This window comes from Staphylococcus sp. HMSC063F05 (genome assembly GCF_001837075.1).
Taxonomy (GTDB): Bacteria; Bacillota; Bacilli; order Staphylococcales; family Staphylococcaceae; genus Staphylococcus; species Staphylococcus epidermidis.
This window is the reverse complement of record NZ_KV831325.1, coordinates 1-25,045: the sequence shown is the minus strand read 5'-3', so window position 1 is coordinate 25,045 and position 25,045 is coordinate 1. Positions and strand designations below refer to the sequence as shown.

The following is a 25,045-nucleotide window of genomic DNA, read 5'->3' as shown; positions in this document are numbered from 1 at the left end:
TAACGTGACACAGCATGCGACTTATAAAACAAAAAATAAACGAGAAACTGCTGTATTAATCGGTGTACATGCTCAAACGGATCGTCAATTTAATTTTGAATCTACTATGGAAGAGCTCGATGCTTTATCACAAACTTGCCAACTTAATGTTAAAGGACAAATCACTCAAAATAGAGAGCAATTTGACCATAAATATTATGTTGGAAAAGGAAAAATCGATGAAATAAAATCTTTCATAGAATTCCATGATATAGATGTTGTCGTAACCAACGATGAATTAACGACGGCACAGTCTAAAACGTTAAATGATAATTTGGGCATTAAAATCATCGATAGAACCCAATTAATTTTAGAGATATTCGCGTTGCGAGCGAGAAGTAGAGAGGGAAAGCTACAAGTAGAACTTGCACAACTCGATTATTTGTTACCAAGACTACATGGTCATGGTAAAAGCCTGTCTCGTCTTGGTGGTGGCATAGGAACAAGAGGCCCAGGTGAAACAAAATTAGAAATGGATCGTCGCCATATTAGAACACGTATGAATGAGATTAAACATCAATTAAAAACGGTCGTGGATCATCGGGAAAGATATAGAAATAAACGTGAACAAAATCAAGTTTTTCAAATCGCTTTAGTTGGTTATACAAATGCAGGAAAATCGTCATGGTTTAATGTTTTAGCTAATGAGGAGACCTATGAAAAAAATATTTTGTTTGCAACATTAGATCCCAAAACACGACAAATACAAGTGAATGAAGGATTTAATTTAATTATTTCTGATACGGTAGGATTTATTCAGAAATTACCAACGACATTGGTGGCTGCGTTTAAATCTACACTAGAAGAAGCTAAAGGTGCAGACGTACTTATGCATGTCGTCGATGCAAGTCATTCGGAATACCGTACTCAAATTGACACTGTAAATCAAATTATTAATGATTTAGATATGGACCATATTCCACAAGTAGTTATTTTTAATAAAAAAGACTTATGTAACGAACAGATGGATGTACCTGTATCTAAATCTGCGCATGTTTTTGTATCTAGTCGTGATGAAAATGATAAACAAAAGGTGAAAAATTTAGTAATTCAAGAAATAAAAAATAGTCTCAGCCCATACGAAGAAATTGTAGATAGTGCTGATGCAGATAGATTATATTTTCTTAAACAACACACGCTTGTTACTGAATTAATATTTGACGAAACACAAGCATCTTATCGTATCAAAGGATTTAAAAAATTATAAAAAGGAAGACAGATTATGCAAGATTTTAGCAATTTAGTTGAAAAAGTTGAAAACACACTTATTCCTTACTTTAGAAAAATTGAAAAGCGTGCATTATTTAATCAGGAAAAGGTCTTAAATGCTTTTCACCATGTTAAAGCTAGCGAAAGTGATTTACAGGGGTCTACGGGTTATGGATATGATGATTTTGGGAGAGACCATTTAGAACAAATTTATGCGCACACATTTAAAGCAGATGACGCACTTGTAAGACCTCAAATTATTTCAGGTACTCATGCTATTACTTTAGCTTTACAAAGTACGTTAAAAAACAATGATGAACTACTTTATATTACAGGTAGTCCATATGATACACTTCTAGAAGTCATTGGTATAAATGGCAATGGTGTTGAAAGTCTTAAAGAATATGGTGTTCGCTATAATGAAGTCGAATTACGTGACGGTCGAATTGATATTCCTAAAGTCATCACTGCAATTAATGACAATACAAAAGTTGTAGCAATTCAACGATCAAAAGGATATGATCAACGTCCATCAATTACAATTAATGAAATTGAACAAGCAATAACATCTATTAAAGAGGTTTATCCCAATATCATTATTTTTGTTGATAATTGTTATGGAGAATTTGTAGAAGATAAAGAACCGATTGAAGTAGGTGCTGATTTAATCGCCGGATCATTAATTAAAAATCCAGGTGGAGGTTTAGCTAAAATTGGAGGATATATTGCTGGTAGACAAGACTTAATTGAACGCTGTGGTTATCGTTTAACAGCACCAGGCATTGGTAAGGAAGCAGGAGCCTCACTTAATTCTTTACAAGAAATGTATCAAGGATTCTTTCTAGCGCCACATGTGGTTAGCCAAAGTTTAAAAGGTGCACTGTTTACTAGTTTGTTATTAGAAAAAATAAACATGAAGACCTCCCCTAAATATAATGTTTATCGTACAGACTTAATTCAAACGGTTCAATTTGAGACCAAAGAGCAAATGATTTCATTTTGCCAAAGTATACAACACGCTTCACCAATTAACGCACATTTTAGTCCAGAACCTAGCTATATGCCTGGATACGAAGATGATGTCATCATGGCTGCAGGTACATTTATTCAGGGCTCGTCTATTGAATTATCCGCAGACGGACCTATACGTCCGCCTTATGAAGCATATGTTCAAGGTGGTTTAACTTATGAACATGTCAAATTAGCTGTTACACGTGCGGTCCAACATATGCAAGAAAACAATTTACTATAATTTTTAAGAGATTGAGATCAAAGTATAAAAGATTAGGCTCAATATAAGGATATAGAATATAAGCATTCTCGTATAATTCATTAAAACATCAAGGAAATATGATATAAATGATAACGATGTTATAAGGAGTTTGTTTTAGATAAGATTTTCGACTCCCCAAAAGTAATAGGTATAGAGAGAATGGACCATGTTCTAGCCTTATTCTTAGAGTTGTTACGCCTAAGATAAAAGTTTTTAAGCTTAGTTATACTTTGAAAAGCAATCTCTTTTTATTTCAAACATTATAAAATGTCTGAAAATTTTAAAAATTTTTGTGTTATAAGCCATTTTCATTTCTAATTTTAATTAATTACTAATAACTAAACATTGATATAATAAGGTTTAGAGAGTTTATGTCAGAAAACCTTACATAATTTTGTAATTAAAGTAAAACTATGCTAAATTAATAACAAGTTCAAAAGTAGAGGAGAGGTTCAAGTAATGTCTAATGATTCAATCAGACGAAACATGGCCGTTTTCTCTATGAGTGTGGTTAGTAAATTGACAGATTTATCACCAAGACAAATTCGTTACTATGAAACACATGAACTTGTGATGCCTGAAAGAACAGATGGAAATAAGAGATTATTTTCTATGAACGATTTAGAGAGGTTGTTAGAAATAAAGTCTCTTATCGAAAAGGGATTTAATATTAGAGGTATTAAACAAATTATATTCGATGAGCAAGGGCATTTAACTACTGATGAACAAGAGACAAGAAAGAGAATGATTGTTGACGCAACGCAGAAACCACGTAGTGAAACATTACCAATAAATCGCGGCGATTTATCTCGATTTATTAAATGAAATTGGAGGATTTATACCATGCCAAAACGTAGTTTTACAAAAGATGATATTCGTAAATTTGCTGAAGAAGAAAACGTAAGATATTTAAGATTACAATTCACTGATATTTTAGGGACTATTAAAAATGTTGAAGTTCCAGTAAGTCAATTAGAAAAAGTATTAGATAATGAAATGATGTTTGATGGTTCATCTATTGAAGGTTTCGTTCGTATCGAAGAATCAGATATGTATTTACATCCTGATTTAGATACTTGGGTTATTTTCCCTTGGACTGCTGGACAAGGAAAAGTTGCACGACTAATCTGTGATGTATTTAAAACAGATGGTACACCATTTGAAGGTGATCCACGAGCTAACTTGAAGCGTGTATTAAGAAGAATGGAAGATATGGGCTTTACTGATTTTAATCTAGGGCCTGAACCAGAATTTTTCTTATTTAAATTAGACGAAAAAGGCGAACCTACATTAGAATTAAACGATGATGGTGGTTATTTCGATTTAGCTCCTACAGATTTAGGTGAAAATTGTCGCCGTGACATCGTTTTAGAATTAGAAGATATGGGCTTTGATATTGAAGCAAGCCACCATGAAGTAGCGCCAGGTCAACATGAAATTGACTTTAAATATGCAGATGCCGTTACAGCATGTGATAATATCCAAACATTTAAACTAGTTGTTAAAACAATTGCACGTAAGCATAATTTACATGCAACATTTATGCCAAAACCATTATTTGGTGTAAACGGTAGTGGTATGCACTTCAACGTATCACTATTTAAAGGAAAAGAGAATGCGTTCTTTGATCCTGAAGGTGATTTACAATTGACTGATACTGCATATCAATTTACAGCTGGTGTCCTTAAAAACGCTAGAGGATTCACTGCAGTATGTAATCCAATTGTCAACTCATATAAACGTCTTGTACCAGGTTACGAAGCACCATGTTATATTGCATGGAGTGGTAAAAACCGTTCACCTTTAGTACGTGTTCCAACATCTAGAGGTCTATCAACTCGTATTGAAGTACGCTCAGTTGACCCTGCAGCTAACCCGTACATGGCATTAGCAGCAATCTTAGAAGCAGGGTTAGATGGAATTGAGAATAAACTTGAGGTTCCAGAACCTGTAAACCAAAATATCTACGAAATGAATCGTGAAGAACGAGAAGCAGTTGGTATCCAAGACTTACCTTCAACTTTATACACTGCGTTAAAAGCAATGCGTGAAAATAAATCAATTAAAAACGCATTAGGTAATCATATTTACAATCAATTTATTAACTCAAAATCGATTGAATGGGATTACTATAGAACTCAAGTATCCGAATGGGAAAGAGAACAATATATTAAGCAATACTAAGCGCTAAACAATTTCAGGGGAAACCTAATAGGGGTAAGGAGTTAAGGCATTTTGCCTTAGCTTCTTTTTTTATAAAAGTGGGCAACCTATATATAATGATTCTAAATTTTACTTGAATGGGCAACTATTGGGCAACTAATTTTAAAATACATTCTTGATATACTTCTCAAAATTTTCTTTAGCATTATCATTCATTTTTTAGTAACGTGACTATAAACGTCACTAGTAATGGCTTCAGATTTATGACCTAAACGTTCTTGAATTACTTTCATAGGTACATTGCTTTCTAGAAGTAAGGTAGCGTGTGTGTGTTTTAGTTTGTGAATACTTAACTCATTTCCTTTACCAAGTAATTTTTTAGTGACATACATCATAGTATTATGTGTAGTTGAACGTGGGAAGCGGCTCACCAAATTCATTGCAAAATATGTAATCATAGGAATTATTATAGAAGTCTGAATTAACTATCTTATTACCATTTTGTAATGTTTTAAGCTTAAATAATTCATTTAAGTATAAACTTTTTGGTTTAGAACAGGTTAGAGCAATTAAAGAGCGCTTATTTAAAAAAGGATTAATGAAGCGATACAAGTTACTTCTCAATAATATTAATTTAACAGGTGTCTATTCACATGATTATTCAAAAATAGATATCACATTTACTCCTAACTTACCTAAGTCATTATTAGAATCTATTGAAGCATTTAATGCCTTAAATGGTGGCGTTTCTGAACAAACTAGATTAAAAATATTGCCTATTATTGATAATCCTAATGAAGAAATTAAGAAAATGGAAGATGAGCAAAGAAAGACTTGAGGACAAGCTGATAATTCGCATTTTAAAGACCATTTTAGCGGCGATAAAGAGATGACTGATAATTATGCCCGATAGTTTAGAATATTGGCTAGAACGCGCCCAGAATGTTATAAAAGTTGAATCATTAGCGGATGCACAAGCAATTGTAGAAGTAGAACGAATTATCCTACAAATGTACGCTGAAATAGCTAAAGAATTACTAGCCTTTTATGCGAAATATGCAACAGATACTGGTTTAACAATTCAAGAGGTCATGAAAAAAGCTGATGAATTCGATGTATATGCATTTCGAAATAAAGCTAAGAAATATGTGAAACGTAAAGATTTTAGCGATGAGGCAAACAACGCACTTAAGCTTTATAACTTGTCTATGAAAGTATCTAGAGAAAAACTATTAAAGCAACAATTAGATTTGATAGTCAAAGACTCCACTTTAGATATTCAAGATGAAATAGAAAATAAGTTAGTTGATGCAGTTGATAGAGAAGTTGAAAGACAAGTACATATACTTGGGGAAAATGTGAAAATTGATGACACTGAAGTAAAAGCGGTTGTTAACAGTAACTTTAAAGGTGTGAACTGGTCTACAAGATTATGGCAAGATATGGCTGTAGTTCAAAAAGAAGTAGAAAGAACAACGAGTAATGTATTACTTAGAGGGAGACATCCCAATGAGTATATAAAGGATTTTAAGAAACAAACTAACACTACTACTTATAATGCTAGTAGATTATTAGTTACTGAATCAGCACGTGTGCAGGCTGAATCACAGAAGTTAACTTATCTTAAAGATTTAGGTGAAGATGGCGAATATAAATACGTGGCCAAAATAGACAAGAAAACATCTAAAATATGTCACTCTTTAAACAGTAAAGTATTTAAAGTTAAAGACATGATATTTGGAGTTAATGCACCACCAATGCACCCTTGGTGTAGAAGTACTACAGTACCACATGTGGGCAATTGGCGAGATAGATTCTTTACTGAGCGTAAAGGTAAGTATCGAGTTGAGGATAAAGAATTAGTAAAAGAAAAATTACAAGAAAAAGCAAAAAAAGAAATGCTCGAAATGATAGATGATGGTAAAATAAAGATAGAATTGAATAACGAAAAGCAAGAACGGCATATTTTAAATACAAAAGCATACTATAATAAGAAATATAATTCTTCTATATTGCCAAGTTATATTACACTGGATACTAAAGAGATTGAAAAAATAACTAAAAAAGAATTTATTAATTTTCCTGTTTTATTTGATGATGAGGGGAAATTTAGAAATAAACAAATTATTAACTACAACAAGATAATAGGCAAATCTTATGTAAATGATGAATATATTGAAACAAAATTAGGTAAAGTTCATTATTCTAAAACTGGTTTTCACGTGGTACCATACATTAAAAAGGAGTAATTAATTTGAATTTACAATATTACTTAGGAAAAATAGTCAAATTAACTCTTACCAATAATAAAGTATTAGTTGGAAAAGTGACAGGTTTTGATGATAAATATGATAATTTTGATGGATTTAATTCAATAGAAATAGATACAGGTAGTATTTTATACGATATAACAGAGAATAAAATTAAATCTATTGTTTTAAACTGAAAGCATCCTTTCTACATAAATAGAAAGTGGTGCTATTTTTATACACTTTTTTAACCTTCTACGGAAGGTTATTTTTTATGCCCAAACCATGCTTAAGGCGTTAAAAGGTGCAAGTGTTAAGTCCGAACCATGTATGACTTAAAACTAATCAAGAGTAAATAAATGAGGTGTAAAATATGCAAACTAAGAAGACTAACATGTTGAAATTAAAGTTACAGTTTTTCGCAGAAGAACCAGGGGACAATGCACAAACATCTGAAGGTCAAGAAAAACAAGACACACCGGAAAAAGTTTATTCAGAAGAAGAGTTTAATCAACGACTAAATTCTGAATTACAACGTCGTTTAAAGCAAAAAGAAGATGAAAAAGCAGAAGCAGTCAAAGAAGCTCAAAAGCTAGCTAAAATGAATAAAGATCAACAGTTACAATATGAGAATGAAAAGTTAACTAAGCAACTCGAAGAATATAAAGTAAGAGATGCTAAATCACAGATGAAAGCTGAAGCACGATTGATGTTAAACAAAGAAGGCATTGATGTGACTGAGGAACCTTGATTAGATATGTTAGTTACTTCAAATGCAGAAGACACTAAAAAGAATGTTGAAACTTTTTCTAATCTTTTAAATAAAATAGTTCAATCAAATGTTGAAAGAGCATTAAGACAAGACTCACCAGTAAGCACTCAATCAAATAAAATGACAAAAGATGAAGAATCAGATTATCTTGTTTCAGGGAGAAAATGTCTATAAACAAATGTACTAAATTCTCAATTTTTAACATTCTACTTTATAAAAATTAAATAGAAAATTGAGTTTAACCTACTAGGTGGAGAATTTTCTCTATATCGATGACATTTTAAAAGATTGAAAGTAATTGTAACTATAAAATTTTATAATAACTGAATTTACGGTCTATAAAGATTATATTTATACGATTATATTAAAGGTTTGCTTTCAACTAAGAAAACAAACCTTTAATGTTAAAACTCTTTTTTAATGATTACCTATCTAAATGATTTATTGCATATTGCGCTTCTTCAGGAGTAAATCCTTCTCCATTTTCTGAAACGAGTTTATCATATGACGCTTGATTAGAAATGTTTATATTTTTTACGTAACTTTTTGCTAATCTCAGTGCATTCATTTTATAATCTACACTGATATGGTCAACAGCATACTGTGCTACGTCTGCCGGATATTTCTCTCCGTATTCCGAAGTTAATTGTTTGTATAAACTTTTCTTAGAGATAGGTAATGTATTTGCATATGACTTTGCTTGTGCTATAGCTGCATTTTGTTCGCTAGTTGGAGAAGCTGCTTCATCATTTGCATTATTATTTTGATCTTTTGTGTTTTGCTTTAAGTTCACAGAGTTTTGTTTGTCTGTCTGCGTTGATTTTTCCATATTTTTATTTTTAGTTGTTTTTACATTATTTATATTAGACTTTTCTTTCATAGTTGATGCATGTTCTATTTGATTTGTTTTATTCTCATTTAATAGACTAACTTGAAATAAAAGTGTTAAAACTAAACTAATAATATAGACTGATGAAACAGTCAATTTTAACCAATTTTTCCAATGCGCATACCTCCACATTAGAAAAAGACCTAATGGAAAAATAAATAGTAATGTGAGAATAATAAACCAAGATTTTTGGTACCACGATTGTCGTTCTTGTTGCATAGCATAGTCCTCCTGACTACATTCTTAGCTGCCTGTAGTGATACAGTTTTTATAACTTCATTTTGTATTTTATATTAGTTCAAGTAGTTGATTAACATTTTCTTCAGTTGTGGCCCAACTTGTTGCGAAGCGAACTACACGATGTTGATTATCGTATTTCTCCCAAACTGCAAATTTTACCTTTTGTTTTAGTTCTTCAATTTTATCGTTGCTTAAAATAAAAAATTGTTGATTGGTTGGTGAATCAAAATAGACTTGATATCCTTTATCTATAAATCCTTTTTTTACCTTTTCAGCCATTTTAATAGCATGTCGACTTATATCAAAATATAAATCATCAGTGAATAATTCTAAAAATTGAACACCAGTTAGACGGCCTTTTGCTAATAAAGCACCATGATGTTTTATAATTGTAGTGAAGTTTTTAGGTTCATTTTGTTTAGTGAAGACGATTGCTTCACCACAAAGTGCTCCAATCTTAGTACCTCCTATGTAAAACACATCACAGTATTTTGCAACATCTTCGATAGTTACATTAGTTTGATTGCTCATAAGGCCATAGCCTAAACGTGCACCATCCATAAATAGTGGAATCTGATGTCTACGGCAAACTCTAGATAAAGATTGTAATTCTTCTTTCGTGTATAAAGTTCCATATTCGGTTGGATGTGAAATATAAACCATCCCTGGATACACCATGTGTTCTTTTTTAAAATCACTTTCAAAAGTTTCTATATAATTCTCAACGTCTTGAGCAGTAATCTTACCTTCTTGGGAGGGTATGGTTAGAACTTTATGTCCACTGAATTCTATCGCACCACCTTCATGGACTGCCACATGTCCTGTATCAGCGGATATAACACCTTCATAACTATCAAGCATTGAGTTAATAACTACTTGATTGGTTTGCGTACCACCTACTAAAAACCGAATGGTAGCATCTGGACAGTCAATACGTTGTCTAATTTTATCTGCAGCTTGTGCCGAAAAGTCATCGAAGCCATATCCAGCAGCTTGTATTCGATTTGTCTCTACTAATCGATTTAAAACTTTTTCATGTGCACCTTCTAAATAATCATTTTCAAATGAAATCACAAGCGTTCCCTCCAATGTTAAATCGATATTTATTAATTTATTCGATGAAAAGTGTTGATTTGCTCTCAATTAGAAAAGATTTCAATCAATTAAAAGAGGAGCAATAAAGACATTGATGTGAATCTAGACTAATAAAATTTCTGAATATTCAATCGAATGTAATTTATTATACATCAATACCATTTAAATTAAAATATATTCTGTTCAAGATAATGAACGTTTGATTTATAAAAGATAATTTCTCTAAATTAATTGAAATTTTGTATGAAAAGTTCTATGATTTAATCAATATAATGAAAGGGGTATGGGATTTATGCAACAAATAAAATTTAAAACTTTAACTGAGGAAACACTGGAGAGCTTAGAGAAAAGTGTTAATTCGTTTTTAAAGTCTCAAGAGGGTAATGGTTACAAATTATTAAACATTACTATTAAACAAATCGAAGAACGTGCATTTCCGCATAATGACGAGGACTTTAATGCTATTTTAACATTGGTAACTGAAGCATAGTTCAGTAAATCGGCGGCTAAATTTTCTTGGTGAAAGACTGAATAGGAGTATTTAGTAATGAATTTTGGATTTTTGGGTACTATTTTAACTATATTGTTAGTAGTTGGGTTTATAACTAACGTAGTATTGGCATTTGTCATCATCTTCCTTGAACGTGATCGACGTACTGCCAGTTCAACTTGGGCGTGGTTATTCGTATTATTCGTTCTTCCTGTCATTGGATTTATTTTGTATCTATTTTTAGGACGAACGGTTTCCAAGAAAAAGATGGAAAAAAATAACGGTGATGAATTAAATGCATTTGAAGATTTAGTTCAAGACCAAATCGACAGTTTTGATAAACATAATTATGGTTATATCAATGATCAAGTCATTAAACACCGTGATTTAATACGTATGTTGTTAATGAAACAAGATGCCTTTTTAACAGAAAATAATAAAATCGATTTATTTACAGATGGTCATAAGCTTTATGAAAAAGTACTTGAGGATATTTACAATGCTCAAGACTATATACATCTAGAGTACTATACCTTTGAACTTGATGGATTAGGTAAAAGAATCTTAGATGCACTTGAAACTAAACTTAAAGAAGGTTTAGAAGTTAAACTTTTGTATGACGATGTTGGTTCTAAAAAGGTTAGATTATCAAAATTTAAACATTTCAGAGCATTAGGTGGAGAAGTTGAAGCATTTTTCCCTTCGAAAGTACCTTTAATCAATTTCAGAATGAATAATCGAAATCATAGAAAGATTATCATTATAGATGGACAAATTGGTTACGTTGGCGGTTTTAATGTCGGCGATGATTATTTAGGATTAGGTAAGTTAGGTTACTGGAGAGATACACATACACGTGTTCAAGGTGAAGGCATCGATGCACTACAATTAAGATTTATTTTAGACTGGAATTCACAGTCGCATCGTCCACAATTTAAATTTGATCAAAAATACTTCCCTAAAAAAATTGGGGACAAAGGAAACGCGGCTATTCAAATCGCTTCTAGTGGACCTGCATTTGATTTACATCAAATAGAATATGGTTATACAAAAATGATAATGAGCGCTAAAAAGTCTATCTATCTACAAAGCCCTTACTTTATTCCAGACCAATCATACATTAATGCATTAAAAATGGCTGCTAATAGCGGCGTTGAAGTCAACCTTATGATACCGTGTAAACCTGATCATCCATTCGTTTATTGGGCTACATTTTCAAATGCAGCTGATTTATTAGATAGCGGAGTTAATATTTACACTTATCAAAATGGATTTATTCATTCTAAAATATTAATGATTGATGATGAAATTTCTTCAATTGGTAGTGCAAACATGGACTTTAGAAGCTTTGAGCTGAATTTCGAAGTGAACGCATTTATATATGATGAAGATATAGCTAAACAGTTACGTCAAGCATTTGAAAAAGATATTGAGCAATCTAAATTACTTACAAAAGAAGTATACGACAAGCGTCCATTATCAATTAAATTTAAAGAAGGACTAGCAAAATTAATATCTCCAATTTTATAAATTTTCAAAATACCCTCGTTTAAATGAACGAGGGTATTTTTTTAACAGTAAATATATTATGTAAACTTATATGTATGATATGACAAATGTCATAGTTAATTAATGACATTCGGTACTTATATCACTAACTTAAACTTGCTAAATTATAAGTAACATTAATCAAGGGATGTGACGATAGTGATTGAACTACGAAATATTTCTAAATCTTTCAAGAAACATAAAGTTTTAGAAGATATAAGTATTGATATAAAAAATAATCGTTGTACGGCATTAATCGGTAAAAATGGAGCAGGTAAGTCAACATTAATAGATATTATCGTTGGAAATAATCACTATGATAGTGGTCAAATCGCTGATAAATCCAATTTGTTAAATAAACATAAGATGGGAATTCTTTTTCAAAAAACAGAGTTTCCTAAATACATAAAGGTTTGCGAATTATTACATTTATATCAATCCTTTTATCAAACGTTTATTTCTTTTCATCAGTTTAAAGAAATCACACAATTTAGTGACCGACAAATGAATCAGTTTGCATGTAATTTATCAGGTGGACAGCAGAGGATTTTAGATTTTGCTTTAGCATTGGTAGGTAAACCTGAACTGTTAATTTTAGATGAGCCTACGTCAGCTATGGATGTAGAAATGCGTCAACATTTTTGGAATGTTATAGATAAATTAAAAATGAATAACACTACGATACTATATACCTCTCATTACATTGAAGAAGTTGAAAGAATGGCTGATCAAGTAATGATGTTAGATAAAGGTAAAATACAATTAGATGATTCACCTGAAAATATAAAAAGGAATCAAAGTTATTCTTTAATTCGAATTCCTTGCAAATATCAAGAACTTATCAATCAACTGAAACATAAATACGAAATTGAATTAATAAAAAATAGATATGAAATAAAAACAACTGATGTGAGTGATGTTTTACAATTATTGAAACAATATCATGTCAATTTCAATAAGATTGAAATTCTTAAAAAATCTTTATTAGAAGTCATGTTTTCTAATGATAAGTCTAAAGGAGGGAAATAACAGTGATATCAACATTTTTTAAAATAGAATTAAAGATTATATTTAGAAAGAAATTGTATTTAGTTGTGTCCATATTCCTACCTGTCGTGTTTTATTTATTATTTACTTCTATATTGGACATGCCAGAAGAAGCAAAACTTAAGTTTTATAAAGAGTATATGTATAGTATGACAGTATTTAGTCTAATGAACTTTTGTCTATTGTCATTTCCATTAGATTTGATTGAAGAGCGAAATCAAGGTTGGTATAAACGTTTAATGGTGACCCCATTATCATCATTTCAATATTATTTAGTTAAAATTAGTAAGACAATGTGTCAGTTTATAATTGCAATTATAATTATTTTTTCAGTAGCTCATTTTTACAAAGATGTTCACATGACTGTTTTTCAATGGATATTCTCTGCATTAACTTTATGGATTGGTGTTAGTTTATTTTTGACTTTAGGATTGATTATCGCTCAACTCAATGATATTCAAAAAGCAAGTAGTTTTGCCAATTTACTTAATATTACACTAGCTATATTAGGAGGTTTATGGTTTCCAGTAAACACGTTTCCTGATTGGCTTCAGTCGATTTCTAAAAACATGCCAACATATAATTTAAAGCTACTTGCTATAGATTTAGCGCAAGATAAAGTGGTGAATATAGAAGCGATTGGCTATCTCATAGTCTATAGTATAATCTTTATGAGTATTGCTTTATTCATGAATAAGAAAGGAGATGTATCCTAATGGAATCAAGAAGTTGGGGAGCGAGAATAGGGGAATTAAGTACTTTAATATATTTAATATTTCCGATTTTAGCTATATTTGTTGACAAACGTGGTAACTTATTCACTTATTTAATTGTTTGTACTATTTTTATAATCAGCTATGTGACGATGATTTTATTTTATAAACACCTTAGTGATAGTATTTTATATTCATTACTGGTTATTCATTATTTAGGAATCTTTTATTTTGTCTATAGTGTCAATCCTATGAATAGTTTGTTTTTCTTCTATAGTGCATTCGCCTTACCTTTTATTTTTAATGTTCGTGTTGTATCAAAAGAATTTATAACCTTTTTAATAGCTATGATAAGTTGCTTAATACTAACTTATATATTTAATCCAACATTTGTGGTTCCATTAAGTGCATTTTATTTGGTTATATTAATTGTTGCTGTAGGTAATTTTAAAAATAGAGACGAACGAATTATGAAAGCTAAACTTGAAGAAAAGAATAAGTATATTAATGTACTAATAGCTCAACAAGAGCGTAATAGAATAAGTCAAGATCTTCATGATACATTAGGACATGTATTTGCTAGTCTTACTTTGAAGTCTGAATTAGCTGTTAAACTCATAGATACTAATCCAAAAGAAGCAAAAAATGAAATGCAGGCAATAAATCAACTTTCAACAGAAGCCTTAAATAAAGTCAGACTCATTATTGATGATTTGAAGATACAATCTTTTGAAGATGAAATTTCATCATTGGAACACTTATTGCAAAATGCTAATCTACATTTTAAATTTAACAATAAAAGTGCGGCTAAATCATTAAATCCAGCGAAACAATCAATATTATCTATGATTTTTAGAGAAGCAATTAATAATGTTATTAAACATGCGCATGCGACTGAAGTAATAGGTGAATTGAAGGTACATGAGCATCAAATCATTTTAAAAATTAAAGATAATGGTGTGGGAATAGAAAATGAAGATGCTTCAAATTTGAAAAGTATTAAAGAACGTGTAGATTATTTAAATGGTAAATTAATTGTACAATCAAATAATGGAACACTTATTATTGTTGAAATACCTAGAGGTGATTTATTATGATATCGCTTGTTATAACTGAGGATCAATTGATGTTAAGAAAAGCTATGGTACAACTGATAGAAATGCATGAAGAAATGAATGTAATAAAAGATTTTGAAAATGGTGTAGAGGCACTCGAATTTATTGAAAATAATGAACCCAATGTAGCCATTTTAGATATTGAAATTCCGGGTTTAACAGGCTTGGAAATCTTATCTTATGTAAGAAAAAAACAACTCAATACAAGAATAATCATAGTGACTACATTTAAACGTCCAGGTTATTTTGAAAAAGCCGTAGCAAATGATGTTGATGCTTATGTACTAAAAGAGCGTTCAATTGATGATTTAATTAAAACTATTTATAAAGTGACAAAGGGTGAGAAGGAATATAGCCCTTCGCTCATGACATCATTGTTTACTGAATCGAATCCATTAACTCATAAAGAACAAGTTGTTTTAAGAGAAATAGGCAATGGGTTAAGTAGCAAAGAGATTGCTAGCAAATTGTATTTATCGAACGGGACTGTGCGTAACTATACGAGTACTATTATAGACAAAATGAATTCAGATCATCGTTTTGAGGCATGGAAAAAAGCAAATGAAAAGGGGTGGATTTAATTAATAAGAGTCCACCATACGTAATTGAGGCAGACTCTATAAAATTAAATTAATCTAACAGTTATCAATATGATGTTATCAATATGATAAAGTTTTGATAAGTAAAACTTTGTATTGAGACAAATATACTGAGTGAATGATGTTTAATTTCAAACCATATATACTAAAGATATTACCCAATTTTAATTCTTTTTTTTACGACGAAATGATTGAATTAGGTAGACGATAAAACCAACGAACATACCTAAAAATACTGACCCCACTAAACTCACGATTAAGGGTAGTTTAAAGACAATTTGTAGTACGACACCAACAATTATTGCTACTATAACGGCAATGATTGTTATTTTATTTTCATTAGATGTATCCATTTCTTTCACTCCTAACATCATGTATTATATCATGCTCTTATAATTTGGAAAGCGAGATTGTAATTATATAAAATTGATTACATATAATAGTATGAAATCATTTGACGTTGGATCAAATTTTCTTTAGTATAAATCGGGATATTAAGTGAAATAAGGTGACATTATTGAAATCTAAGAAAATGTCATCGCTTTTAGTAGTAGCGATGATAGGAATACTTGTAATTATTTTCCAGTTTGTAAACCATTCTGGACCGTTTAGTGATTCAGAATCTCAACATCAATCAGATAATTCCAATTTAAATGGTAAAGACAAAGTATATGTGAAACGAGTTGTAGATGGTGATACATTTGTTGCTCAAAAAAATGGAGAGGAAATTAAAGTCAGATTAATTGGTGTAGATACGCCAGAGACTGTTAAGCCTAATACGCCAGTTCAACCATATGGTAAACAAGCATCTAATTATACGAAGAAGTATCTCACGCATCAAAATGTTTATTTAGAATATGATAAAGAAAAAACTGATAGGTATGGTCGTACTTTGGCGTACGTATGGTTAAAAAATGGAGATATGTTTAACGAATCATTGGTGAAAAAAGGTCTAGCCAGAGAAAAGTATTTTTCTCCAAACGGAAAATATAGGGATACCTTCGTAAACGCTCAAGATGAGGCAAAAAAGAGAAAATTAAATATTTGGAGCTAGTAGCGATAATTTAGAGTCTGATATTGAGTGGAAATATAAAATTCATTTGTTATATCAATAAGTAGAAACTCAGTTGGACCATTTTGTTTAGCAGCGTTTTCTTATTCTAGCTAAAGAGATTAGAATAAAAAAAGAGTGATATTTAGTAGATTTCAACTACGTTTCTGACTAGTGTTTCAATAAAGTAGAAATTAGGATATCTACTTCTTAGTTTAGTGAAAAACAATATCCTTCAAATAGATTTCTAATGGAAACTTATGTATTTTATAATTTTTTATCGATTCATGAAATAATTGCTATAAGTATTGTCATATAAATATGTACTATGACTACCGAATCGTATAAAAACGTTAAAATTAAAAAGAAATATATGACAACATTGTTGATAATAGATGATTTAATAAGTTGGAATATAAAATTACAACTTAAGATGCTTTAAAATCCAAATTGGGATAAGATTTCTTATTTTAGAAGAAACGTTTGCAGTTAAAGAAATTTGATGTGGAACTTGTTGATGGATTTACGAAAGTTATTTTGAGTTTCATCCGAATGTCGATTCGAAACATAATTAAAGTCAAAATAGAAATTGCATTTGTATTAATGCTAATGAATATAAAAAAAGTAGTTGCTCAACAATTTAAATAATTATAATAAAAAGACAATTTCTACATTTTATAAATAGAAATTGTCTTTTTATTAGTCAAATAACTTCATGCCCCAAACTCTTTTTGAATTTTAATTATTCATATGTTGTTTAAAGCTTTCAGAAATTTCTTCGATTTGTTTATCAGTAAGAGGGTGCTTAGATAAATCGATAGCTTCCTCAATTACTTTTTCAAGTGATATCGGTGTAGATACGGTGTCGACGTATTTATCACTCTCGTCGGATCCTTCAATAATATTAACGCTACCATCACTAAAGTATATGACGCCAATACTTTGAATTTTAAAATTATAATCATTTTCAATTTTATCTTTTAATGCTTTTGCATTGTTTGCGGCTTTATCGTATGGATCGTGGTCATAAAATTCATATATTACACGATTATCCTGTAAAATCTCAATAAAAGTATAGACACCAGAACGTGTTGTTTTAAACTGACTATGATATCGATTGCTAATATAATGACCGACAACTTTTTCGGTATTATATTGTGGTTGTCCTTCTTCAAGATGTTGATCTGGTACATCAAAATGATAAAACGTTTTTTGGTTCCAATTTTTAACATCTACATTTATCAAACCAACATCAGTAATGATAATAAAATCGAATGAACGTGCATATTCGAAAAGGGGATGTTTAACAGCCAAATTACTCGTAGGAACAATTGTATATGATCGTAAACGACCCTCTTCTTTAAATCTATTTAATATTTTTCTTAATTCACGCTTGGCGTTTTTAAAAGCGTGTTGACCGACGTCATTGTTTGTACTTAACATTTGGTTTTTCAATGATAAATTTTCTTCACTTAAAATTGAATTTTTAGAGATTAATTGATTTCTAGCATATTCTTCTGTTTCAACCCTATCTTTCATAAATTTTTGATTAAGAACCATAGCCATAATCAAAATAATAATTATTATAGATAAGATAATCGTTAAAGACATTACTACTCACCCAAATCTTTTAATATTAAATTCTATTTGCAAGATAAATTATAAACTTCTTAAATTTTGAGTTCAATGAAAATGAAAAGGGAAATGTGTTTTATCAAATAGTAGTGACGAAATATTTACATATCAATTAAACTTTCGTGAATTTTTATGAGAGTCCTATCATATGCGTAGCGAATAGTGATATAGTAACTTTTTATGAAAATAATTTTATTGAAAATAAAATAAATTTTACTAAATGTTCACATTTATTTGTTTGATAAGTGAAAAAAGAAAATGTATAATTTGATTGTGAAAGCGCTTGCTATAGGGGTGGTAACATGTTTGTTAAAGAAGAAAAACCAGTGAATAAAATAGTCGAAATTTTAAGGAAAACATCATCTCATTTATTCAAATTTCACGGCGAGGTAGCGATGCATCTATTTCTGAATGATGATTTTATATTACCATCGAAAATAGATATTTGTGTTGAGCGCAAAAAGTTATTGGAAATTATCAGGGTGATTCCTGAAGAATTTACGATTCACTATTATGATAATCAGTTATATGAAAGATTAAGAGAATCTTTATCTTTATCAGATGTTGAACATGTTAAAGTCTTTAAAAACGATACAGAAGTCATGACAATATTTGTTTATGATGTTGTAAATGATGAATGGCTATTTAGGTTAGATCATCATATACGTTTACCAAAAAATAATATATATTTTCATTCTTTAAGTTGGAACGTAGATTATATTAAGCCAGAAATAGTTCTTATGTATGATTTAATGAGTGAACAAAAATATCATCAGTTTAGTAATTATAAAGCTGTTATTGATTCTCTTAGTTATTATCAATTCTATATTTTAAAATTGGTAGTAGGTGAACAGCGTATTAAAAAAGCTATAGTAAATAGTTCCACTAAAAAGATATCTTAAAAAGATTTCTACATCATTGATACAGAGTTAATAAATTTACTTTATGTATTGAAAGTGATGTAGAAATCTTTTTTATTTTATTTACACAAATTTTTTAAACAAACACCGTTGTAACAAAATTCGTACGTAGATAATACTGCTTTTTCAGCATCTGCTTCATGAATTCCAAACATCATTGAAATTTCAGAAGCACCTTGGTTAATCATTATTAAATTAATGTTTGATTCTGAAAGGGCGTGAGTAATTTTACTAGCTGTACCAACAACTTGATTCATACCTTCACCAACAATCATTAGTACTGCTAAATCATGGTCGATACTTAATTCATCAACTTCACAACGTTTGCGTATGGCATTAAGAACTTGACTTTCTTTACCTTGAATTTGATTTGTACGCATGATAATACTTATGTTATCAATACCAGAAGGCATGTGGTCAAATGATATATTAAATTCTTCTAAAACGCCAAGAATCTTTCGTGTAAATCCAACTAATCTATTCATTAAATATTTTTTAATATTAATCACAGTAAAGCCTTTATCACAACTAATTCCACTAATGACATTTTTAGAATCGATTTCACGGTCATGTAAAATGTAGGTCCCTTTATCATTTGGACGATTAGTATTTTTGATAACTACGGGAATTCGATCTTTGTATAAAGGTTGTAGAGCTTCATCGTGAAAAACTCCAAATCCTGCATAAGATAGCTCTCGCATTTCTCTATAAGTTATTTCCTCTATGAGTTCAGGATTATTTATGATATTTGGATTAGCTTTATATATTCCTGATACATCAGTGAAGTTCTCATAAAGTGAGGCTCGGACGCCACGTGCTATGATAGCACCAGTTATGTCAGAACCACCGCGTGGAAACGTAACGATATAATTTTGTTTTGAAACTCCGAAAAAACCAGGAATAATTAGCTTTTCATCATAATCACGCAATTTGTATATTTCATTATATGCGGAATCTAAAATTTGAGCTTGCTGTGGTAAATCAGTTACAGTTAATCCAGCTTCTTTAGGAGAAATATAACGAGTAGGAATACCTTGACTATTATTATACTGGGCTATTAATTGAGCATTAAAATTTTCGCCACAAGATAATAAACCATCATATAAACGGTTAGGTTTGTCAGAAAGATGTTTAATGTATTCCTCTAAAGTGTCATTAATTGTTATTAAAATGTCATTTCCTATACCTAATTCTTCTACTATATCAGCATATCTTTGGATAATTTCTTGTTTTTTACTTTCATAATTTAATTTATTAAGTACTTTTTCATAGAGACGAATTAATAAATCAGTAGTTTTAATGTCGTCATTATGCCTTTTGCCTGGAGCTGAAACGATAATGATTTTACGTTCAGGGTCTTCATTCACTATAGTTAATACCTTTTTAATTTGTTCTGCAGTTGATACAGAACTTCCACCAAACTTAGCAACTTTCATAATTTTCCTACCTTTCTAAAAAATCAGAAAATTTTATTTAGTTTTCTGATTAAGCATGGTAATATAGATTTATATTTTCAATATTAAGAACTTTACAAAAATTTAGAATGATTTTATACTAAACCATTATCTAGTATTTTTCAACAGTACAATTGTTTTTCTCAAAAGCACAAACGGAGGTAATTTACATGAAAGAGTTAAATATCGCATTACTTGGTTTGGGAACAGTCGGATCAGGTGTTGTAAAGATTATTGAAGAGAATAGACAACAGATTAAAGACACCATCAATAAGGATATTGTCATTAAACATATTCTAGTCCGAGATAAATCTAAGAAACGTCCGTTAAATATTAGTCAATATCATCTTACAGAAGATATTAATGACATCTTAAATGACAATTCTATTGATATAGTCGTTGAAGTTATGGGTGGTATTGAACCTACTGTTGATTGGTTAAGAACAGCCCTTAAAAATAAAAAACATGTGATTACAGCAAATAAGGATTTACTAGCTATCCATTTAAAATTATTAGAAGACTTAGCTGAAGAAAATGGCGTCGCTCTTAAATTTGAAGCAAGTGTGGCAGGTGGTATCCCTATTGTCAATGCTATTAATAACGGACTGAATGCAAATAATATTTCTAAATTTATGGGAATATTTAATGGAACTTCTAACTTTATTCTCTCAAAAATGACTCATGAACAAACAACTTTTAAAGATGCGTTAGAAGAAGCACAAAGATTAGGATTTGCTGAAGCTGATCCAACAGATGATGTAGAAGGTGTAGATGCTGCAAGAAAGGTAGTTATTACATCTTATTTATCTTTTAACCAAGTCATTAAACTGAATGATGTTAAATCGGTAGGAATTAGTGACATTACATTAGCAGACATCAATGCAGCAAACTCATTAAATTATAAAATTAAATTAATAGGTAAAGGTACATATGAAAATGGATATGTGAATGCTTCTGTGGAACCGACACTGATACATAAGAATCACCAACTTGCAGCTGTAGAGAACGAATACAATGCAATATATGTTATAGGTGATGCTGTTGGCGATACAATGTTTTATGGTAAAGGTGCAGGTAGTTTAGCAACAGGAAGTGCAGTTGTAAGTGATTTATTAAATGTGGCACTTTTCTTTGAATCAAACTTACACACTTTACCACCTCATTTTGAATTAAAGACAGAGGAAACTAAAGAAATGATGGATGGTGCAGAACCAGTGGTTATTCAAGAGAAATCTAATTACTATATAGTAATTAGTAACAATAATAAATCTTTGGAGAAAGTTGAATATGACATTAAAAAGAAATTACCATTCCATAAATCGTTGCAACTTGTTGAGAGGGATCAAGATACTTATGCAATTATCGTTACTGGAATAGAAACATCTCCAGAAAAAGTTCTAAATCAATCAGGATTTAATATCAAGAAAGTTTATCCTGTAGAGGGAGTTTAATAATTATGAAAAGATGGCAAGGATTAGTTAAAGAATTTAAAGAATATTTACCAGTCAATCAATCTACACCAGCACTAACACTCAATGAAGGACATACACCACTTATTTATTGTGAAAATCTTTCTCAAAAATTAGATATTGAATTATATGTTAAATATGAAGGAGCAAATCCGACTGGCTCATTTAAAGATCGTGGTATGGTTATGGCTGTAACAAAGGCAAAAGAACAAGGGAAAAAAGTTGTTATTTGTGCTTCCACTGGTAATACTTCAGCATCAGCAGCTGCTTATGCTGCAAGAGCTGGTTTAAAAGCAATTGTCGTAATTCCTGAAGGTAAAATAGCATTAGGTAAATTATCACAAGCAGTTATGTATGGTGCAGAAATTGTTTCTATAGAAGGAAACTTCGATGAAGCACTAGAAATTGTAAAAGAGATTGCTGAAGAAAATGATGAAATTGAATTAGTTAATTCTGTTAATCCATTTAGGATTGAAGGACAAAAGACGGGTGCCTTTGAAATTGTTGAACAGTTAGATGGTCAAGCCCCTGACATTTTAGCAATACCAGTGGGAAATGCAGGTAATATAACTGCTTATTGGCAAGGATTTGTTGAATATCATAATAAAAAGAATACACAATTACCACAAATGTTTGGCTTCCAAGCAGAAGGAGCATCTCCAATTGTTCAAAATAAAATAATCAAAAATCCAGAAACAATAGCTACAGCTATCCGAATAGGGAATCCTGCTAGTTGGCAAAAAGCTGTTAATGCACTAGATGAATCAAATGGTTTAATTGATAGTGTGACAGATGAAGAAATTTTAGAAGCTTATCAGTTAATGACAACAAATGAAGGTGTTTTTAGTGAACCAGCGAGTAATGCTTCAATTGCAGGTCTAATCAAACTTCATCGCTCTGGTAAGTTACCTAAAGGTAAAAAGATAGTTGCAATATTAACTGGGAATGGACTTAAAGATCCTGACACAGCTATTTCTCTCTTAGATAATCCTATTCAACCTTTACCTAATAATAAAGAAAGTATAATTAGATACATCAAAGGGGCAATCTAGTATGGAGGAAGTTTTAAAACTTAAAATCCCTGCATCAACCGCGAATCTAGGTGTAGGTTTTGACTCAATTGGTATGGCATTGGATAAATATTTGCATATGTCTATACGTAAGATTGAAAGATCTAATTGGGAATTTCTATATTATAGTTCAGAACTAGAAGGTTTACCTAAAGATGAGAATAATTATATTTATCAAACTGCTCTAAATGTTGCGCATAAATACAATGTTACACTTCCAAGCTTGCAAATTGAAATGAGAAGTGATATTCCATTAGCTAGAGGACTAGGTTCATCTGCCTCTGCATTAGTCGGTGCTCTTTTTATTGCTAATTACTTTGGTAATATTCAATTATCTAAATACGAATTGTTACAACTAGCGACTGAAATTGAGGGACACCCTGATAATGTAGCACCTACAATATATGGAGGTTTGATTGCAGGTTTTTATAATCCAATAACTAAAATAACAGATGTTGCTAGAATAGAAGTTCCGCACGTAGATATAATTTTAACTATACCTCCATATGAGCTTCGTACAGAAGACTCTAGAAGGGTCTTACCCGATACATTTTCACATAAAGGTGCTGTGCAAAATAGTGCCATTAGTAACACTATGATTTGTGCTCTCATTCAGCATAAATATAAACTTGCTGGAAAGATGATGGAGCAAGATGGTTTTCATGAACCATATAGGCAACACCTTATTCCAGAATTCAATCAAGTACGTAAACTATCACGTCAACATGATGCATATGCAACTGTTATCAGTGGAGCTGGACCTACAATACTCACTCTTTGTCCAAAAGAAAAAAGTGGTAAATTAGTTAGAACACTACGTGAGAAAATTAATAATTGTGCTTCAGAACTAGTAACAATTAATGAAATAGGTGTTAAAGATGAAGTGGTGTACCTAAAGTCCTAAATTATTGTAAAATATAGTTAAGAATAAACTTTTAATAACTCTTGAAAGGAGTTCTATACTATATGACTCAGTATAAAATGGTAGTTTTAGATATGGATGATACTTTAATGAATAGTGATAATAAATTATCCATTGAGACAAAATCTTACTTATTAGATATTCAAAAGCGTGGTTATTATGTGGTATTGGCCTCAGGTAGACCAACAGAAGGTATGTTACCTACTGCGAGAGAATTAGAGTTAAATAAATATAACAGCTTCATTATTAGTTATAATGGAGGTAAAACTATAAATATGGCTAATGAAAATGTAGAGGTCGATCAGCCTGTTTCAAAGGAAGATTTCGATAATATTGTAGATTATTGTAGAGATAAGAACTTTTTAGTACTTACTTATGATAATGGATATATCATTCACGATAGTAGTCATGAATATATGAACATAGAATCACAACTTACCGGATTACCTATGAATCGTGTTGCTGATTTGAAGGAATATATTAATCATAGTGTGCCCAAAGTTATGGGTGTGGATTATGTAGGTCATATTATCGAAGCACGTATTGAATTGGATGGTTACTTCAATAATGATATTGATGTGACAACGAGTAAGCCTTTTTTCCTAGAGTTTATGGCAAAGAATGTTTCGAAGGGGAACGCAATAAAAGCACTTTGTAAAAGATTACAAATTTCTCTAGAAGAAGTTATAGTATTCGGGGACAGTTTGAATGATAAGTCAATGTTTGAAGTTGCTGGATATTCTGTAGCAATGGGAAATGCTAGTGATGAACTCAAGAAAATTGCTGACGAAGTAACTTTAGATAATAATTCTAACGGTATTCCTTATGCATTAAAAGAACTTTTGGTTTAAAGTATTATTACAATGAATTAATATGTAAATTAATAATTTTAAGGTTAATTGAATCTGACTTCTCTAAATATAAGTAGTAAGTCATAAAAAACTGTCGATATAAATATAATTAAAAAATTTTCTTTTTAATATAATATATAAGTCTGAGACATAATCTAGAATAATAGCCCGTAAATGAATTTTCAAAATTTATTTACGGGCTTCTTTATTGTATAAAGAAAACCATGCGCTA

23 protein-coding genes and 3 pseudogenes are annotated in these 25,045 nt (G+C 30.6%); 20 read left to right on the top strand and 6 right to left on the bottom strand.

Annotated features, from left to right (window positions below):
- Positions 1-4 precede the first annotated feature (4 nt).
- The 4 genes from hflX to glnA all read left to right on the top strand — a co-directional run bounded on the left by hflX (position 5) and on the right by glnA (position 4,705).
- On the top strand, positions 5-1,246 hold the full coding sequence (gene hflX, locus HMPREF2576_RS02460) for a GTPase HflX (protein ID WP_002456218.1): 1,242 nt from the start codon (positions 5-7) through the stop codon (positions 1,244-1,246).
- Positions 1,247-1,261: 15 nt separating this feature from the next.
- Positions 1,262-2,500: a methionine gamma-lyase family protein gene (locus HMPREF2576_RS02455; RefSeq protein ID WP_001829506.1), complete on the top strand. Its 1,239-nt coding sequence runs from the start codon at positions 1,262-1,264 to the stop codon at positions 2,498-2,500.
- Between the two features lie 480 nt (positions 2,501-2,980).
- A complete protein-coding gene (locus HMPREF2576_RS02450; RefSeq protein WP_001829488.1) occupies positions 2,981-3,346 on the top strand; it encodes a MerR family transcriptional regulator in 366 nt (121 codons plus the stop codon).
- Between the two features lie 18 nt (positions 3,347-3,364).
- Complete coding sequence (gene glnA / locus HMPREF2576_RS02445; RefSeq protein ID WP_001829492.1) at positions 3,365-4,705, top strand: type I glutamate--ammonia ligase; 1,341 nt, start codon at positions 3,365-3,367, stop codon at positions 4,703-4,705.
- A gap of 141 nt (positions 4,706-4,846) precedes the next feature.
- Here glnA and HMPREF2576_RS12610 read toward each other — a convergent pair.
- A pseudogene (locus HMPREF2576_RS12610) lies at positions 4,847-5,215 on the bottom strand (tyrosine-type recombinase/integrase); the annotation flags it as partial.
- Between HMPREF2576_RS12610 and HMPREF2576_RS02435 the strand changes: the two are divergent.
- The 4 genes and pseudogenes from HMPREF2576_RS02435 to HMPREF2576_RS02420 form a co-directional block, all read left to right on the top strand.
- A pseudogene (locus HMPREF2576_RS02435) lies at positions 5,211-5,597 on the top strand (phage portal protein); the annotation flags it as partial. The pseudogenes HMPREF2576_RS12610 and HMPREF2576_RS02435 overlap by 5 nt on opposite strands.
- Entirely contained in the window at positions 5,587-6,933 is a 1,347-nt protein-coding gene (locus HMPREF2576_RS02430; protein WP_001829490.1) for a minor capsid protein, read from the top strand. The pseudogene HMPREF2576_RS02435 and the gene HMPREF2576_RS02430, both read left to right, overlap by 11 nt.
- A 5-nt stretch (positions 6,934-6,938) precedes the next feature.
- A complete protein-coding gene (locus HMPREF2576_RS02425) occupies positions 6,939-7,130 on the top strand; it encodes a hypothetical protein (protein WP_002439593.1) in 192 nt (63 codons plus the stop codon).
- Between the two features lie 176 nt (positions 7,131-7,306).
- A pseudogene (locus HMPREF2576_RS02420) lies at positions 7,307-7,879 on the top strand (DUF4355 domain-containing protein).
- Between the two features lie 250 nt (positions 7,880-8,129).
- Here HMPREF2576_RS02420 and HMPREF2576_RS02410 read toward each other — a convergent pair.
- Both HMPREF2576_RS02410 and HMPREF2576_RS02405 read right to left on the bottom strand, forming a co-directional pair.
- Entirely contained in the window at positions 8,130-8,813 is a 684-nt protein-coding gene (locus HMPREF2576_RS02410) for an Ltp family lipoprotein (protein ID WP_058649774.1), read from the bottom strand.
- A 69-nt stretch (positions 8,814-8,882) separates the two neighbouring features.
- Complete coding sequence (locus HMPREF2576_RS02405; RefSeq protein ID WP_002456217.1) at positions 8,883-9,908, bottom strand: threonine aldolase family protein; 1,026 nt, start codon at positions 9,906-9,908, stop codon at positions 8,883-8,885.
- Positions 9,909-10,221: 313 nt separating this feature from the next.
- Between HMPREF2576_RS02405 and HMPREF2576_RS02400 the strand changes: the two genes are divergently transcribed.
- The 6 genes from HMPREF2576_RS02400 (at position 10,222) to HMPREF2576_RS02375 (ending at position 15,423) form a co-directional block, all read left to right on the top strand.
- Positions 10,222-10,419 carry a hypothetical protein gene (locus HMPREF2576_RS02400; protein WP_001829481.1) on the top strand — a complete coding sequence of 66 codons (198 nt, stop codon included), beginning with the start codon at positions 10,222-10,224 and terminating at the stop codon, positions 10,417-10,419.
- 57 nt (positions 10,420-10,476) lie between these two features.
- Positions 10,477-11,949, top strand: coding sequence for a cardiolipin synthase (cls, locus tag HMPREF2576_RS02395; RefSeq protein ID WP_001829523.1), 1,473 nt, complete (start codon positions 10,477-10,479; stop codon positions 11,947-11,949).
- Between the two features lie 177 nt (positions 11,950-12,126).
- Positions 12,127-12,996 (top strand): ABC transporter ATP-binding protein, encoded by an 870-nt coding sequence (locus HMPREF2576_RS02390; protein ID WP_001829505.1) that lies wholly within the window; start codon positions 12,127-12,129, stop codon positions 12,994-12,996.
- A 2-nt stretch (positions 12,997-12,998) separates the two neighbouring features.
- Entirely contained in the window at positions 12,999-13,730 is a 732-nt protein-coding gene (locus HMPREF2576_RS02385) for an ABC transporter permease (protein ID WP_002456215.1), read from the top strand.
- Positions 13,730-14,824 (top strand): sensor histidine kinase, encoded by a 1,095-nt coding sequence (locus tag HMPREF2576_RS02380; protein ID WP_001829519.1) that lies wholly within the window; start codon positions 13,730-13,732, stop codon positions 14,822-14,824. Before HMPREF2576_RS02385 ends, HMPREF2576_RS02380 begins: the two co-directional genes overlap by 1 nt.
- Complete coding sequence (locus tag HMPREF2576_RS02375; protein ID WP_002439610.1) at positions 14,821-15,423, top strand: response regulator transcription factor; 603 nt, start codon at positions 14,821-14,823, stop codon at positions 15,421-15,423. The genes HMPREF2576_RS02380 and HMPREF2576_RS02375 overlap by 4 nt, the downstream gene beginning before the upstream one ends.
- A 182-nt stretch (positions 15,424-15,605) precedes the next feature.
- Here the strand turns inward: HMPREF2576_RS02375 and HMPREF2576_RS02370 are convergent, their stop codons facing one another.
- Positions 15,606-15,794, bottom strand: coding sequence for a membrane protein (locus HMPREF2576_RS02370; protein WP_001829458.1), 189 nt, complete (start codon positions 15,792-15,794; stop codon positions 15,606-15,608).
- 164 nt (positions 15,795-15,958) lie between these two features.
- On the opposite strand from HMPREF2576_RS02370, the gene HMPREF2576_RS02365 reads away from it, so the two are divergent.
- Positions 15,959-16,495 carry a thermonuclease NucI gene (locus tag HMPREF2576_RS02365; protein ID WP_002470235.1) on the top strand — a complete coding sequence of 179 codons (537 nt, stop codon included), beginning with the start codon at positions 15,959-15,961 and terminating at the stop codon, positions 16,493-16,495.
- A 735-nt stretch (positions 16,496-17,230) separates the two neighbouring features.
- Here HMPREF2576_RS02365 and HMPREF2576_RS02360 read toward each other — a convergent pair.
- Complete coding sequence (locus tag HMPREF2576_RS02360; RefSeq protein WP_001829486.1) at positions 17,231-18,103, bottom strand: hypothetical protein; 873 nt, start codon at positions 18,101-18,103, stop codon at positions 17,231-17,233.
- Positions 18,104-18,429: 326 nt separating this feature from the next.
- Here HMPREF2576_RS02360 and HMPREF2576_RS02355 point away from each other — a divergent pair, with 326 nt between their 5' ends.
- Positions 18,430-19,029, top strand: a complete 600-nt coding sequence (locus tag HMPREF2576_RS02355) for a hypothetical protein (protein WP_002439621.1) — start codon at positions 18,430-18,432, stop codon at positions 19,027-19,029.
- Between the two features lie 77 nt (positions 19,030-19,106).
- On the opposite strand, the gene HMPREF2576_RS02350 is transcribed toward HMPREF2576_RS02355, so the two are convergent.
- Entirely contained in the window at positions 19,107-20,483 is a 1,377-nt protein-coding gene (locus tag HMPREF2576_RS02350; protein ID WP_070856156.1) for an aspartate kinase, read from the bottom strand.
- A 188-nt stretch (positions 20,484-20,671) separates the two neighbouring features.
- On the opposite strand from HMPREF2576_RS02350, the gene HMPREF2576_RS02345 reads away from it, so the two are divergent.
- From HMPREF2576_RS02345 to HMPREF2576_RS02330, 4 genes are all read left to right on the top strand, one after another.
- Positions 20,672-21,952 carry a homoserine dehydrogenase gene (locus HMPREF2576_RS02345; protein WP_002439624.1) on the top strand — a complete coding sequence of 427 codons (1,281 nt, stop codon included), beginning with the start codon at positions 20,672-20,674 and terminating at the stop codon, positions 21,950-21,952.
- Between the two features lie 5 nt (positions 21,953-21,957).
- A complete protein-coding gene (thrC, locus tag HMPREF2576_RS02340; protein ID WP_001829478.1) occupies positions 21,958-23,022 on the top strand; it encodes a threonine synthase in 1,065 nt (354 codons plus the stop codon).
- 1 nt (position 23,023) lies between these two features.
- Positions 23,024-23,944 carry a homoserine kinase gene (gene thrB / locus HMPREF2576_RS02335; RefSeq protein WP_001829500.1) on the top strand — a complete coding sequence of 307 codons (921 nt, stop codon included), beginning with the start codon at positions 23,024-23,026 and terminating at the stop codon, positions 23,942-23,944.
- Between the two features lie 62 nt (positions 23,945-24,006).
- The gene (locus HMPREF2576_RS02330; protein WP_070856155.1) at positions 24,007-24,813 is read left to right on the top strand and encodes a Cof-type HAD-IIB family hydrolase; all 807 of its coding nucleotides are present in this window, start codon (positions 24,007-24,009) and stop codon (positions 24,811-24,813) included.
- The last annotated feature ends 232 nt before the right edge of the window (positions 24,814-25,045 follow it).